The 14,698-nt window shown below is 44.7% G+C and carries 11 protein-coding genes and 2 CRISPR repeat arrays (1 of these 13 cut by a window edge); of the genes, 1 reads left to right on the plus strand and 10 read right to left on the minus strand.

Annotated elements, in window-relative coordinates:
- The first annotated feature begins 8 nt into the window (after positions 1-8).
- Positions 9-2,057: a CRISPR direct-repeat array (repeat unit 33 nt; unit sequence ATTTCAACCCTCGAGCCTCGCAGAGGCCTCGAC).
- Positions 2,058-2,225: 168 nt separating this feature from the next.
- The 10 genes from cas2 to DESLBE_RS05950 all read right to left on the minus strand — a co-directional run bounded on the left by cas2 (position 2,226) and on the right by DESLBE_RS05950 (position 13,445).
- A complete protein-coding gene (gene cas2, locus DESLBE_RS05905) occupies positions 2,226-2,516 on the minus strand; it encodes a CRISPR-associated endonuclease Cas2 (RefSeq protein ID WP_026184041.1) in 291 nt (96 codons plus the stop codon).
- A gap of 9 nt (positions 2,517-2,525) precedes the next feature.
- Positions 2,526-3,557: a type I-C CRISPR-associated endonuclease Cas1c gene (gene cas1c / locus DESLBE_RS05910; protein ID WP_144675671.1), complete on the minus strand. Its 1,032-nt coding sequence runs from the start codon at positions 3,555-3,557 to the stop codon at positions 2,526-2,528.
- Positions 3,554-4,231, minus strand: coding sequence for a CRISPR-associated protein Cas4 (gene cas4, locus DESLBE_RS05915; protein WP_144675673.1), 678 nt, complete (start codon positions 4,229-4,231; stop codon positions 3,554-3,556). Before cas4 ends, cas1c begins: the two co-directional genes overlap by 4 nt.
- Positions 4,228-5,109, minus strand: coding sequence for a type I-C CRISPR-associated protein Cas7/Csd2 (cas7c, locus tag DESLBE_RS05920; RefSeq protein WP_144675675.1), 882 nt, complete (start codon positions 5,107-5,109; stop codon positions 4,228-4,230). The genes cas4 and cas7c overlap by 4 nt, the downstream gene beginning before the upstream one ends.
- 2 nt (positions 5,110-5,111) lie before the next feature.
- Positions 5,112-6,899, minus strand: a complete 1,788-nt coding sequence (gene cas8c, locus DESLBE_RS05925; protein ID WP_144675677.1) for a type I-C CRISPR-associated protein Cas8c/Csd1 — start codon at positions 6,897-6,899, stop codon at positions 5,112-5,114.
- Positions 6,896-7,552, minus strand: a complete 657-nt coding sequence (gene cas5c, locus DESLBE_RS05930) for a type I-C CRISPR-associated protein Cas5c (RefSeq protein WP_144675679.1) — start codon at positions 7,550-7,552, stop codon at positions 6,896-6,898. The genes cas8c and cas5c overlap by 4 nt, the downstream gene beginning before the upstream one ends.
- A 70-nt stretch (positions 7,553-7,622) precedes the next feature.
- Positions 7,623-9,791, minus strand: coding sequence for a CRISPR-associated helicase Cas3' (gene cas3 / locus DESLBE_RS05935; RefSeq protein WP_144675681.1), 2,169 nt, complete (start codon positions 9,789-9,791; stop codon positions 7,623-7,625).
- 478 nt (positions 9,792-10,269) lie between these two features.
- Positions 10,270-11,640: an aldehyde dehydrogenase gene (locus DESLBE_RS05940; RefSeq protein WP_144675683.1), complete on the minus strand. Its 1,371-nt coding sequence runs from the start codon at positions 11,638-11,640 to the stop codon at positions 10,270-10,272.
- Positions 11,641-12,858, minus strand: coding sequence for an iron-containing alcohol dehydrogenase (locus tag DESLBE_RS05945; protein ID WP_144678619.1), 1,218 nt, complete (start codon positions 12,856-12,858; stop codon positions 11,641-11,643). It abuts the gene before it with no gap.
- Positions 12,859-12,905: 47 nt separating this feature from the next.
- A complete protein-coding gene (locus DESLBE_RS05950; RefSeq protein ID WP_144678620.1) occupies positions 12,906-13,445 on the minus strand; it encodes a TetR/AcrR family transcriptional regulator in 540 nt (179 codons plus the stop codon).
- A 261-nt stretch (positions 13,446-13,706) separates the two neighbouring features.
- Between DESLBE_RS05950 and DESLBE_RS05955 the strand changes: the two genes are divergently transcribed.
- Complete coding sequence (locus DESLBE_RS05955; RefSeq protein WP_015943902.1) at positions 13,707-13,943, plus strand: hypothetical protein; 237 nt, start codon at positions 13,707-13,709, stop codon at positions 13,941-13,943.
- A gap of 77 nt (positions 13,944-14,020) precedes the next feature.
- A CRISPR array of direct repeats spans positions 14,021-14,698; the repeat unit is 33 nt; unit sequence ATTTCAATCCACACTCCTCATACGAGGAGTGAC (it continues 1,115 nt past the right edge of the window).

Genomic DNA, 14,698 nt, shown 5'->3' on the forward strand with positions numbered 1-14,698 from the left:
CTTAGGCGATTTAAATCCTCGAGCCTCGCAGAGGCCTCGACAGGTTTTTAGAGCATGTGGAAACCCTGTAATATATTTCAACCCTCGAGCCTCGCAGAGGCCTTGACCTAACATCGTGGCTTTACCACGAGCTGCGGCAAATTTCAACCCTCGAGCCTCGCAGAGGCCTCGACTGTACTCGAACATATATTCGGTTATACTTTGTATATTTCAACCCTCGAGCCTCGCAGAGGCCTCGACATACCGTCTATATACCCTTCTGTATAGGGACTTAATTTCAACCCTCGAGCCTCGCAGAGGCCTCGACCCGCCGTTTGTCTTAACCTCACCTGTGTTGGTGATTTATTTCAACCCTCGAGCCTCGCAGAGGCCTCGACGCTCATACAGCAGGCGGGGAGACCTATGGGCATATTTCAACCCTCGAGCCTCGCAGAGGCCTCGACAAAATCATTTTCCTTGTGATATATGCGATTGCCCAATTTCAACCCTCGAGCCTCGCAGAGGCCTCGACCTGATGCGCGCATTTATCACATGTAGGCGAATAAGTATTTCAACCCTCGAGCCTCGCAGAGGCCTCGACAAAGAAGTCAGCGCGATATTCCCGACCTTCAATCTATTTCAACCCTCGAGCCTCGCAGAGGCCTCGACGGAGTTTAGCCGCCCGGCTTTCGGCTTTTGTGGGATTTCAACCCTCGAGCCTCGCAGAGGCCTCGACGGCCAACTCAGGAGCAACAGCCGGTACTTATACATTTCAACCCTCGAGCCTCGCAGAGGCCTCGACTATTTAACAGGAGGAAAATCTATGAGAACGATTATTTCAACCCTCGAGCCTCGCAGAGGCCTCGACTTCGCTCAAAATCTTCTCGCATAACTCCTTTAAGATTTCAACCCTCGAGCCTCGCAGAGGCCTCGACAAAAGTTCGCTTAACCGAAATCGACACCTCAACTATTTCAACCCTCGAGCCTCGCAGAGGCCTCGACTAGGGTAGCTCATAAAGAAACATTTAAATTAAATATTTCAACCCTCGAGCCTCGCAGAGGCCTCGACATTTGTGGCTGAGATAGAGGGGTGACAGTGATGATTTCAACCCTCGAGCCTCGCAGAGGCCTCGACGCGGACGGATTTTTCAGCCATGATGCACCTCCGGATTTCAACCCTCGAGCCTCGCAGAGGCCTCGACTGCTTCAACCTCGAGCTGACCTCTAAAATTTTCGCAGATTTCAACCCTCGAGCCTCGCAGAGGCCTCGACTGATGGGGGCCATACGCTTACCGGTCCTGCGGCAAATTTCAACCCTCGAGCCTCGCAGAGGCCTCGACACAGAGCCGCAGGATTAGAACTTGGCATTAAGCCAATTTCAACCCTCGAGCCTCGCAGAGGCCTCGACCCATGCCGAGATTGTTAACTGGTTTAAGCAGATATTTCAACCCTCGAGCCTCGCAGAGGCCTCGACGTCGGAGAGTTGTTCATGGTTGGCCGGGCGACTGAATTTCAACCCTCGAGCCTCGCAGAGGCCTCGACTTCCTCTATTCTTTGCACGGCATTTCCTAATGTCATTTCAACCCTCGAGCCTCGCAGAGGCCTCGACTAACTCTTTTTGTACTCATAAGTACCTCCAAAACGATTTCAACCCTCGAGCCTCGCAGAGGCCTCGACATTACTCTCGATGATCTGAGGGTCCTTTTCAAGATTTCAACCCTCGAGCCTCGCAGAGGCCTCGACTCATTCGAATAGCCTAAGGCTTGTACGGCTTCAATTTCAACCCTCGAGCCTCGCAGAGGCCTCGACCTGCCAAGAAGATAGCCTCGTCGGGATTATCTAGATTTCAACCCTCGAGCCTCGCAGAGGCCTCGACATTTACGCAAAATATTGAGAGCTTTAACGACATATTTCAACCCTCGAGCCTCGCAGAGGCCTCGACTTTATTCGGGTCTCTTTTTAATACCTTAAAGAGAGATTTCAACCCTCGAGCCTCGCAGAGGCCTCGACCCGAATCTATTTTTACCGCGATTAAGGCGGCCATAATTTCAACCCTCGAGCCTCGCAGAGGCCTCGACTGCAAAAAGTAATCAAAACTATCTACTAAAGTCAACTTTTGTTCATTTCCTTAAACTTCTTCCCCTCACTACAGCACACTCCCATTATTTACCTACACATTTCAACAAATTTCCTCTTGTTTCACGGTGCGAACCTCCCGAGGATTTGCTGTGCACTATAGGTTCGCACTAAATAATCAACGTATCCTCAACATTAAACGAAGGTTTTGCCCCAATATGCTCAACCTTGTTCTTGTAATTATTCCCCAGCATATAGAACCTCAGACTATCCGTCTCCGTATCAATAATCTGCTCCAGCTTATGCTGAACCTCACGGAATTTTGCCGCATCCAGCACACATTCAAAGACAGAATTCTGGACACGTTGTCCATAGTTCACACACTGCTTAGCAACCTGACGCAGCCTCTTTCTTCCTGCCGCGGTTTGAGTATTAACATCATATGTGATCAGCACTAAAATCTCTCTCACCTACTTCCACATAAAAGCCGGATATCCATCCAAATCCCCACGGATAAACCGGGCCAGCAACATAGCCTGAGTATAGGGCACAAGCCCCCACTCCATTTTCTCCTGCAGAAAGGGATGCTTTATCTCTTCCTGTTTCCTGCTTTGCCATGCCTTGAGGATATCTCTTCTTGTATCATCATCCATCACAACTGCTCCGTTTTCCATCCGGGTGAACCCGCCGGAATTGACTTCCCGTCTATTGATTAAAGAAAGGACAAAACGATCTGCAAAGACTGCCCGCAGCTCTTCCATCAGATCCAGGGCCAGCGAGATCCTTCCCGGTCTATCCCGGTGCAAAAATCCTACATAGGGGTCCAGCCCCACTGTTTCCAGAGCGGCAGCAGCATCATGAGCCAACAAGGTGTAGACAAAGGAGAGCATAGCATTAACATTATCCAGAGGAGGCCGTTTATTCCGGAATTTGAAATAAAAATCCTCCTTTTGCTGGAGAATCAGATCATCCAGTGCCCGGAAATATTGAGCTGCAGCCTCCCCCTCAACACCCCGCAGCTGGTCCAAATCCTTACTGTTCTCGACCAATCTCAGAGCATTAGCCAAGGTTTGGCAGACTCCTTTTAATTTCTCTACATCCAGTCTTGCCCCGTGATCCCGGGTGGCTCGTTCCACCACCCAGCGGGAATTATATACTTTCCCCAAAATAAAACTCTTGGCGATTCTATGGCTTGCCGCTTCATCGTCGGAAAGTCTATACTGGGCTTTTCTTAAGGTGACATTCCCTCTGACTTCCCCCACTACTCTGCCCAGAAATTTTCCGCTGGATTTCATAAAGCTCAAGGAGATATTGCGCTTGGCACAGGCACCCATCAAAGCCGGGCTGGCCCCGGTATAGCCAAAGGCAATGATGCTCTCCAGATTATGCAAAGGGACTCTCAAGGCCTCCACATCATCCTTCAAAATCACAATATTTTCTCCGTCAAGAGATAGATAAGTATTGGGCGAAGTCACGTAGAGGGTATTCAATAATTTTCTCATGGCTCAACCTCGATCTCTGCAATCATTTTCTTCATATAGTCCAGGGCCGATGGGTTCTTACACAGTTTGGGTAGACAGAGTTCACTGAGGGAGCAGGCTCGGCATGCTTTCGTCGTTTTAACTTTAGGGGTATATCTTTTGGCATAAAGCTCATGCATCTCCTGACAAATCCTTTTGACTTCCTCCCGAATCTCCTCATCCAAAATAACTTTCGTCCTGCGCCTGGGTTCACCATAATACAAAAATCCTTCCGGTATGGTGCAGAGGAGCATCTCTTCCAAACACATGGCCTGAGCACATAACTGCAGCACATCCGCATTATCCTGCTTTGGTTTGCCCCGCTTGTATTCTACAGGAACCGGCTGATAAGTCCCCTCCCGACCATAGAGGGTGACTCCGTCCCGGGACTTATGAAATTCCACCACATCGCAGGCTCCGGTAATCCCCAGGGTACGGGAAAAAATCCCCATACCCCGGGAAATAATCAGCGCTCCCCGCTTTTCCTTGATCGTCGAGTCATGGGTTTTCTCGTGCAGGATTGCCCCTTCGATGGTACGAAGGTTTTCCTGCCATTGCTGTTCAATGTGGATCAAGGCCCATTGGCGTTTGCAAAAGACAAAGTGCTGGATTCCAGATAAAAGCAGAAAATCGTCTTCGTTATATTCCTTGCTCATATCATGCGCAGGCACTGTACTTCGTTAGGAACTTTCTCGACGTCATGTCTTACCTCATAATCAGCATATGCTCTGGCTGGCCTTGTTTTATCTTTGCGTTCAACCGTTATAGTCTCAAATAGCTTATATGCTTGGGTATTACCGAATTCACTGTTATGTTTAAATACGATTAACTCTCTGACATTCATCTTTCCTCTTGCTGCTGAGTGATCATGTTCAAACATATTAATGATAGCGTCCCACAGAAGCTGTAAGTCATCTTCAGAAAATCCGGTTATATTTTTCGCCAGGTTAGCGGAAATATAGCCCTCCGCTCGATAGAGAGCATAAGGTACAATATATTTTCTACCCATCTCCGTTTCTTTCTTCTTAAAATCTTCTTCAGTTGTGATCGCAACCCTGGTTATGGTAACTTCCTGTTGAACGATGGGGTCTATGCTTCTGGCAAATCCGATTTGCACAGGTCCTCTAACCTGTCCGCAGTTTAGCTTGGCCTTGACAAAAGTCGTCATAACAGCGCCGAAAGTTCTGATATCAAAAAAGTTCTCACACATGAAATCTCGAATCTGATGATCTTTTTCGCCTTTGCTCTTTTGCGCTTCTTCCTCCTTGATACCCAAGTATTCATAAGCCGACTTGTCACTGGTGTTCAGAGGAACTCCGTCTTTGATATATATTCTGTAACCCTTGCTGTCCCCTTTTACAGTTTCAACATAATTTCTGATTTTTCTTTTCAGGCAAACGTCGGTAACAATCCCGTAACCCGTTTCAGTATCGATTCTAGGCATGTTACCGGCATCGGGATCGCCATTTGGATTACCGTTTTCGACCTCAAATAAAATGACAAATTCGTATCTGTTCTTAATGACTTCACTCATAATTATTTCTCCTCACTTTTTTTATTATTTTTTTGATAGAATGCGTTTCTTTGGTGGTAATAGCCTAAAATAAACACGCCCTGCTGCTCTAACGATAGGTTTGCCGGAAATGGGTTATTGTCTATATCTATTTTATCTAATAGATCAGCTATCCTTTTATTGCTTGTTTTTCCATATTCGGCTTTTGAAATATGATGCTGCGCCAACCGCAACAAAACAGGAAACACTGTAGCCGGAGTCGCACATGCCGATGTAAAATAACGATCTTTAATGGTTGTATTTATCCCTGGATTGGCATCTTCCTGTGCCTTTTCCAGCACTGCGAATAATCTTCCCAAAATATAGGCGCTGTTTTCACTTTGCTCATTCAGAGCCATTGTTAATACCTCCTTAAACTCTTCTGTATTTCTGGATAAATACGCTTTGATTATTGACGCTTTATAATAACTTATCTCTTTTTCTGCTTTAACCCTCAGCAGTATAGAGTTATATAGGCCTGCCGGATATTGGGTGCCTGTAATAATCGCCTTTAGCAAAGCACCAGCCAGTAGTGGTGAAGCCGCTTTATCCTTGGACATGGGGGATACGGTTTCATTTAACAATCTCCATAGGGAGAAGACATCCGGGTCCGTAGGGTATTGTTTTTCTATCCTTAAATCTTTATAATGCTTTCCGATCTTTTTCACAAATTCCCCAAAAGAATTAACGAAGAAAAATCTGACCGCTAACCTCGCCGCGTTTGGAGATATTGCCATGATATAAAAGTTCGTCTCTTGATCAAAGACTTCCGATAAGTCGTCGATAGGTTTACCTTGCGCTATTTTTTCAAAAACAGACTTTATTTCCCTTGCTGCATCTTCATCCTGTGCAAAACTATCTCCATTACTTACCGCTCCGCCATTTAGATAAAGAGACATAAAATCCTGATAGATTCCCTTGGGGCTTTCCGCCCAAAATATAATCGTTGCATCACCTAGATTCAGCTTATGGGCACTATCTGCCAAAAGAAAATTCAAGACGGTGGTGTAGGCAAAGGTTGCGTACTCACTCACAGGAGCATTCAATCCCTGTTCTTTTTCACGGCCATAAGACTCATAAGCCCGATCGTTGAACGAAACCAGCGATCCCCCTACTGATTGCGCACCGCGAACCCCTTTGATACTGGGATGTAATCTGGCAATCGGACTCTCCTGACCTGTTACCAGACATTGCATTGTATTTGTGTTATCTGAATTGCTTTTATATATTTCCCAGGCTTCTCTGATCTCGGAGTTTTGATGAGCAAATTCTCCGCCATTAATTTTAAAAATGAAATTTGCACCTGATAAAATATCATCCAGATATTCGGCAAGAGCAGGATGTTCCAGTGCTTGATTAATATCCCAGCGACTCACGTAATTGACGACCGCCTGTGCCGTTGCATTGTCAACATCCTTCAGTATCTGCATATGCAATTGTTTAAACGCTTCAAAACATGCTTTGGCTCTCTCCGGTTTTCCTTTATTGTCCACACCGAAGACATAGCTTGCATTTTCACAAAGAAAATTGGATTTTGCTCCAGTTCCAGCTTTCTTTTCCTGTTCAGGTACTTCCATGCTTTGCGGAATTTCTACCATTTTCTTGCCGCGCTGGGCACCGATTTTAAGGGGAATAATGTTTAACAGTTCTCCTTCCAAAGATAAATTAACTGCGTAAGACACGTTCACCTTACCGTAACCCAGCTTGGGAATGTTGCTGTCCTCATCATTAGCCAGGATTTCATAATACTTAACGAGTGACTGTAAAATCATCGAACCACCTCGCAAGCGGATAAATCAATAATCCCGTGACGCATAACTGCTCTAAAAAACATAGGTTTAATATTTTGAGGATCTGTAAAGTCCATATCATAGAGCATATAGCCAAGGTCTTTTTCTCCAATCAAAGCGGATTCAGGAACATCACCCTCACTCAGCCTGAAATTTGCCGGAAACTCTCTGCAACCAAAGCAAGGTTGATGATAACACTGACCTTTTCTCATCCTCCGAAGCGCGATATTGTAGTGTTTTTCAATAGTATCCATTTCTCCAGCCTTGTCAGTTAGTTCAAAGTGAGCTTCAATAATATAACGAACATTTTTGAGAATCATTGAGGCTCTTTGCTGTCTATCCTCATTCGTATTGATGTATAAGGGCCTGGCAGCGCCGTTCATTACCGAATCGACGGATCTAGCCGATATTTTGGAGCTGACTTCATTTCTTCTGACATTGGTAAACTCGATCGGATTGCAGATATGTATCTTGTCGATACGCCAAACAATTGCAGGTTTCCAGTAAATAGAATCAATAATACCACGTGCTGCCGATGGTGTGATGACATCATAGCTCACCCGTTCTACCTTCATCTCTGGTCTGGAAAAAAGCGCATAATCACCCCACGTCTCCAAGCGAATTCCATACCCCATTTCATCACTCCTCATAAATTATTATTCTTATGTCGAGTAGCCAATAGCATATCATTGGCTGCCCGACATTTTAGGCGAAGATCGCCACACCGGATTCGATATTGAACTCAAGGCCTGTTTTTTCATTGTACTTTTTGATATCCCTTAGAATATAAATCCCATCATCAAAAATTTCTATCAGGCCCGCTCCATTCATCGCTTTGAATTCATTTTCGTAAATATTAACAGAATAAGGCTGTATCGCTCTTAATATACCTTTATGCTCGCTGACATAGCGCAACTTATCAATCAACTCTTCTGCCTCCTCATCCCATCCAATAATAATTGGCATCGTATTTTCATCAATTAATTTAAACAGACCAGCGACTTGTTTGAAATTAAAATTAAAGTTACAGCCTTCCGCTCCCTTTTCCATTGTTTTAAAAATATCATGTATATCGAGTCCTATCTCACCTTCAAAGTTATATAATTCTTTAAAGTAGGTCTCTATGGCTTGAAGAGATAGAATATCCTCAAAGTTTGTCATAATGCTTTTTGCTACCTCAATCGGTCGTTTGATCGAACTGGGCATATTTTTGGTATATTTGCTTTCCGGTTCGAAAACATGGACGAAGCCGATTTTAAGCTTATTCTCCCTGTTACACCGACCTGCGGCTTGCACAATGGAATCAATTCCGGCCATTGCCCGGTAAACCACAGGAAAATCCACATCAACACCGGCCTCAATTAACTGGGTGGAGACCACTTTACAAGGCTGCTCATCTTTTAATCTTTGTCTTATTTCCCCTAATACCTCGCCTCGGTGTTTAGGACACATTCTCGTTGATAAATGAAAAACCCCTTCTCCCCGTAGGGCTAAATATATTTCTCTGGCGTGTTTTTTGTTATTGACAATGCATAACACCCGATCGCAGCTATTCAGTTCCGCTGCAATTTGTGCTGTTTCCATTTCTCCTCTGAGGATAACATTGGTTCGTCTGAAGAATTCATATAAGTCTTCAGTATTTTCACATATTTCATCCACTTTTATTTCTTTTGGAAATCTTTCCTTTAATGAGGGCTGGGTAGCACTGCATAACACACAAGTTGAGCGATAACTTCTGACTAATTCAGAAATCGCCATCAGACAAGGTGTAAGAAACGGCGTAGGCAGCATTTGAGCTTCATCAAAGATGATTACACTGTTTGCGATGTTATGGAGTTTTCTGCATTTAGAAGATTTATGGGCAAACAAGGATTCGAAAAACTGTACGTTCGTTGTTACAACAACCGGGATATCCCAGTTCTCTGAAGACAGCTTCAGTTTGCACAATATTGAATCTTCGTTATCCTTAAAATCAAAGTTCGAATGATGCTCTAAGATATTTTCTTGCCCCAATATATCTTTAAAAACTTTTCCTGTTTGTTCGATAATACTTGTATATGGAATCACATAAATAATTCGCTCCATATCATGCTTCATTACATGCTTTAGGGCAAATGCCAGAGAGGAAATCGTTTTCCCCCCGCCTGTGGGAACAGTAAGGGTGTACATCCCTCTTTGGCTCTGCGCTTTTTCGAGACAACAATTTAGTATCTCCGCTCTTTTTTGATTGATTGCACGTCCTGTATCCTCAAATTTATTAATATGAGCATTTAGTTTCTCATTGAAAAGCAGATAATTGTAATTTGCGCTTCGATCTACTTTGCCCATGCCCATGAATCTTTCGGTATCGAGGAAATCAGCATCCACCAAGCATGAATAGAGCATTCTTATGAAAAATGACAGTGAAAATCCGCCCTTATTTAAAGGTTTTATATTAGGTAGCCCTCCTGGTAAACATTCATGAATACTAATCTCATTTTCAAAATATGAGTAATCATGAAGCTGCTTTGCTCTTTTTAAACGTCCATTCAATGTTGTTTCAATTGCGGTGTCGCTTCTACTTCCACCATCTGGAAGGCCTCCATGGTGACCGGCAATACAATAAGCCAACAACTTTCCCAGCGAAACAAATACTTTATTAATTTCAACCGCACCTGCAGTCGAATGATCTACCCGGGCGTTCGAGTTATTGATAATTTTATCTTGAAATTCCGTTGAGTACTTTCCGATATCATGCAACAGTCCGCATGCATAGGCATAATCGCCATTATGGAAACTATCGGCAAACTTTTTTGCCTGATTAGCGGTATTTTCTAAATGCGCTTTTAATCTTTGAGATTCCGAATCATCTTCTCTACGGCGAGCAATATGCATGATATCGGTTCCTCCTTTTTCTCTCTATCAGGAACAATGGTGCCCGTTCTGTTCGACAATGACCTGAAAATGATTTTATACGCTGCTTGGATATGAGCAGCAGAGTGCTAAAATCCGTATACCCACTGCTTATGCCTGTCTGTTAATTATAGCTCTCCTTTACCAAATTTTGTGTTGCATTTTGTCATTTATTTGCCAAACAAAAAGAATATCTTAACTAAAATCATAGTTTAAGACATTCTTTTACACAAAACCTTATATATTTTCAAGCCACACTCCCTCTTACCATTATATTCCACAAACGAAGTTTCTGCATATTATGGAATATAAACCTAAAGGGGGCTGAGTCTATGTTTCTATGCGCAGCGGGAATCGGCATTATCGCCATTGCTATTCTGATCCTGATCGCTCTGGGTCTTGTCTTCTAATCCGGGAGATAAATTTCAGCACAGACTGACTACAGTCTGTGCTGAAATTTTTACTTCATAAGCTTTTTTAGCAGGGACAAATGATTTTTGAAGGGCGGATACCGGAGCGGAATATCCAGCCTGTTGGATTTCTTCATAATGCTCTTCACATGAGAAAAGGTGTCATAGCTTCCTTTACCGTGATATTGTCCCATGCCGCTCTCTCCCACCCCTCCGAAGCGCAGATTAGGGTTAGCCAGATGGATAATCGTATCATTGATACATCCGCCGCCAAAGGACGTTTTACCGATGGCCTGGGCCTCATGGTCCTTGCTTCTGGTAAACAGATATAAGGCCAAGGGCTTGGGATGCTGATTAACCGTAGATAGGGCAGCGTCAAAGCTCTCAAATTCCAGCACCGGAAGCAAGGGCCCAAAGATTTCTTCCCTCATCACCGGGCTTTCCCAGGTCACATCATCCAGAATGGTAGGCGCAATCTGCCTGGTTTTCTCTTCGGACCGACCTCCCTCCACAATCCGCCCGCTCTTCAGCAAGCCTAAAAGCCGCTCGAAATGCTTCTGATTAATGATTTTTGGGTAATCCTCATTGCGTATAGGATCATGGCCATAAAAGGCGGTGATGGATTTTTTGATCTCCTGGATGAGCTTTTCCTTGACAGTCCTGTGCACAAGCAAATAATCCGGGGCAACACAGGTCTGTCCTGCATTCAGAAATTTCCCCCAGACGATTCTTTTGGCTGCCAATTCAAGATCGGCAGTGTCATCGACAATACAGGGGCTTTTCCCGCCCAACTCCAGGGTTACCGGGGTCAGGTGCCTGGCGGCGGATTCCATCACCGTTTTTCCCACCTCGATGCTGCCGGTAAAAAAGATATAGTCAAACTTTTCATTGAGCAGGGTTTTGTTGGCTTCTCTGCCACCGCGCACCACGGCCACAAAGGACTCATCAAAGATTTCTTTAACTATCCGCTCGATCATTGCGGAAGTGTTGGCTGAATACTCCGACGGCTTGAGGACGGCGCAGTTTCCTGCACTTATGGCACCTACCATCGGAGCCAGGGTCAGCTGAAAGGGATAATTCCAGGGTGACATAATCAGGACCGAGCCGTAGGGTTCTGTATAAAGATAGCTGGCGGAAGGAAAGTGCATCAGAGGAGTCCGTACACGTTTGGGTTTGACCCAGCTTGAGATATGTTTAAGGGTATAGTTGAGTTCTTCCAGAACCATGCCCACTTCTGTGGCATAGCCTTCAAAAGGCGCTTTATTCAAATCAGCCTTTAAAGCAGCTATAATCTCCTCTTCATGGATCTTTATGGCTGACCTCAGTTTATTCAGCATATCCCTCCGAAACTGTAGCTCCTTGGTTTTCCCGGTCTGGAAAAGAGCTTTTTGATTGGCCAAAATTTCTTTAATATCCGACATCTAGACCTCCTCCTTTTTGGCTGTACTAATCAGGTGCAGGATATTGCTCAAATCATTTTTGGACAAGAGCTTGGGAACGGGATAAAGAGGGGTAGATTCCTTCCAGGCATGCTCCATCAGCAAAGGAATATCTTCGGCATGAATAACCTCAATTTTTTGAGGAATATTCATTTTTTGCCCCAGTTCCTTAATGGCCTCAATGAATAAAGTTGCTTTTTTCTCATGACTATCCCCAGGCGAACCTATTTCCAGGACATCGGCTAATTCAGCTAGTTGTTCATGGACCGCTTCTCCATAGTACTCCAGAACATAAGGAAGAATTACGGCATTGGCCAAGCCATGAGGAACTCCGTAAAACCCTCCCAAAGCATGGGCAAGAGCGTGAATATATCCCACATAGGCACGGGTAAAGGCCACCCCAGCGTAATAGGAGGCCTTGAGCATATTTTCCCGGGCTTTTACGTTCTCCCCCTGGGAATAGGCCGTGTAAAGATTATCAAAAATCAAGCGCACTGCCTTCCGGCTTAATTCCTTGGTCTCCTGGGTATTGCTTCTGCCGATATAGGCTTCCACGGCATGGGTCAGGGCATCCAGGCCTGTTGTGGAGGTGATGTTCTTCGGCAGGCCCACAGTCAGCAGCGGGTCGAGGACGGCATAGTGAGGGATAAGGGCAGTATCGTTAACCGGGTATTTTTCACGGGTTCGGGGATCTGACACGACGGCGGCAAGGGTGGCTTCACTTCCTGTCCCGGCTGTGGTGGGAATGGCAAACAAAGGCGGAAGCTTCCTCCTCACTTTAAGGACACCCTTCATTTGTGAGATGCTCTTATGGGGATTGGCTACCCTCGCTCCCACCCCCTTGGCGCAGTCCATAGGGGAACCGCCGCCAAAGGCCACGATGCCTACGCACTGCTGTTCCTGATACAATTTTAGTGCTTCTTCAATATTATCAAGGGTAGGATTCGGCACGGTTTTATCATAGATACTATACCTGACTCCTGCCTTATCAAGACCCTGAAGAAAGCTATCCATCAGTCCTAAGGAGGAAATCCCCTGATCCGTGACAATCAGAACCTTATGGATGCCTTTGCGGCCTATTAGCTCAGGAAGCTTTTTTAAACTGTTTTCGCCCTCCAGCAAAGTAGGCTTGCGCCAGGGAAGAAAATAAGATACTAATTGTAAAGTCCTCTGATACAATCTGCAATACAAAGTATTCATCACGATCGTCTCACTTTCTTTCACAATTTGGGTATCTTATCAGAAAGCTATTCGGCGCTGACCAGGAGCTTAACGATTTCTTCAACAGGAATCTCTTTCGTTCCAAACAGCCTTTGGATAATCAGCCCGTCAAGGGCAGCCAGAATTAAGTAGGAAAGCATTACGTTCTTTTGGTTCTGGGAGGGTAAGATCTTATCCAAACCACATTGCAAGGTTTTTCTCCACTCTTGATACTGTTCTTTGAATTTTTCTTTGAGAAGAGTATTGCTTGTTCCTGCATCGCTGAGAAGATAAAGATGAAGCTTTCCCCTGGTTTCAGCCCCCAATATTTGTTCAAATACTGTTTTCAGGACCTCCTCAGGGGCAACTTCTGTATTGGCATCTTCAATCCAGGCCAGCAAACCGTCCGTAATTTGTTTTAAGTTATGGTTGGCAATGTCATAAATAATGTCTTCTTTAGCTGAATAGTAGTAATATAATGTCCCCTTGCTAATCCCCGCTTCCTGGGCAATGTCTTTTAAGCTGGTTTCCTTGACTCCTTTTTCAATCATTAATCCACCGGCCACAGTGAGAATATGCCGGCGCATGTCGATGGGTTGTTCTGCCGCTTCTTTCTTGTCCGTCAAGTTGAAAAAACCTCCTTCTCAGTCGGCCAGCCGACCGATTAACTATAATTTATCAGAAAACTCTCAAAATCTCAATAGAAATCTATTTCTTGAGTAATTCACGCTCTCTCACAGGGAGCAACGTAGCTTAAATGACCCTCTTAATTCATTCAGCCAACGGCAGCTCCAAGCATTGTATTACAAATATCACTGTGGTACTATAAAACTCAGGAGGGATAAGCAATGGACAAGTTGGATATTATCCTTGAAAGGCTGAATATTCTTGACCGGATTGAATCCGATATCAAAGCATTGAAGGCTGACAATCGAGAAACATATAAAAAACTTGATAAGTTGGATGAAATCTCCGCTAAGCAGGAGATGACTTGGCAAGCAGTTAAGGAACTGAGAGACGATAAGACTGAAATAAATGAGCTTCGTAGAAGAATAGAAATATTGGAATCAAAAATAGCTATGTAATACAAAGCCGACCTGGGGATCCCAGGCCGGCTTTGTATTAGAAATCAAGGGACCAGTTGAAATAGTCCCTCCTATTTATTTCAATCCACACTCCTCACACGAGGAGTGACTTGGCAGCTCTGCTTCCCTTTGCAAGACCACGCGCAATTTCAATCCACACTCCTCATACGAGGAGTGACAAACAGAGAAGTTATCGTGTCCAACCGCTTTCAGATTTCAATCCACACTCCTCATACGAGGAGTGACCAATACCTTTTTTTATGGCCTCCTTCCCGATACTCTGATTTTCAATCCACACTCCTCATACGAGGAGTGACGATGGATGGATGCCCGCGGAAGAGCGATTACCTATTTCAATCCACACTCCTCATACGAGGAGTGACGTGACAATGTATTTTGCTCTAAGACATGCTTTTGCATTTCAATCCACACTCCTCATACGAGGAGTGACGCCTCGGCCCTCAGCATATCCTGGCGGAGACGGATTTCAATCCACACTCCTCATACGAGGAGTGACCTTAGTTAGTCAAATAAAGGAGGCCAATATCAATATTTCAATCCACACTCCTCATACGAGGAGTGACTAGAGGTTAAGACACTCCGAGAACAGCTTGATGGCATTTCAATCCACACTCCTCATACGAGGAGTGACTTCTTGGTGACTACCTGATAAAACGATACACAACAATTTCAATCCACACTCCTCATACGAGGAGTGACTATTGGAGTATACTCCGACTTCATATCTATTGGAT

The sequence above is a fragment of the Desulfitobacterium sp. LBE genome (assembly GCF_007830365.1).
GTDB classification, from domain to species: Bacteria; Bacillota; Desulfitobacteriia; order Desulfitobacteriales; family Desulfitobacteriaceae; genus Desulfitobacterium; species Desulfitobacterium hafniense.

Coding starts and splice junctions, on each gene's coding strand:
- cas1c (WP_144675671.1), bottom strand. CDS start 3,557: ATGAGAAAATTATTGAATACCCTCTACGTGACTTCGCCCAATACTTAT.
- cas4 (WP_144675673.1), bottom strand. CDS start 4,231: ATGAGCAAGGAATATAACGAAGACGATTTTCTGCTTTTATCTGGAATC.
- cas7c (WP_144675675.1), bottom strand. CDS start 5,109: ATGAGTGAAGTCATTAAGAACAGATACGAATTTGTCATTTTATTTGAG.
- cas8c (WP_144675677.1), bottom strand. CDS start 6,899: ATGATTTTACAGTCACTCGTTAAGTATTATGAAATCCTGGCTAATGAT.
- cas5c (WP_144675679.1), bottom strand. CDS start 7,552: ATGGGGTATGGAATTCGCTTGGAGACGTGGGGTGATTATGCGCTTTTT.
- cas3 (WP_144675681.1), bottom strand. CDS start 9,791: ATGCATATTGCTCGCCGTAGAGAAGATGATTCGGAATCTCAAAGATTA.
- DESLBE_RS05940 (WP_144675683.1), bottom strand. CDS start 11,640: ATGTCGGATATTAAAGAAATTTTGGCCAATCAAAAAGCTCTTTTCCAG.
- DESLBE_RS05945 (WP_144678619.1), bottom strand. CDS start 12,858: ATGAATACTTTGTATTGCAGATTGTATCAGAGGACTTTACAATTAGTA.
- DESLBE_RS05950 (WP_144678620.1), bottom strand. CDS start 13,445: ATGCGCCGGCATATTCTCACTGTGGCCGGTGGATTAATGATTGAAAAA.
- DESLBE_RS05955 (WP_015943902.1), top strand. CDS start 13,707: ATGGACAAGTTGGATATTATCCTTGAAAGGCTGAATATTCTTGACCGG.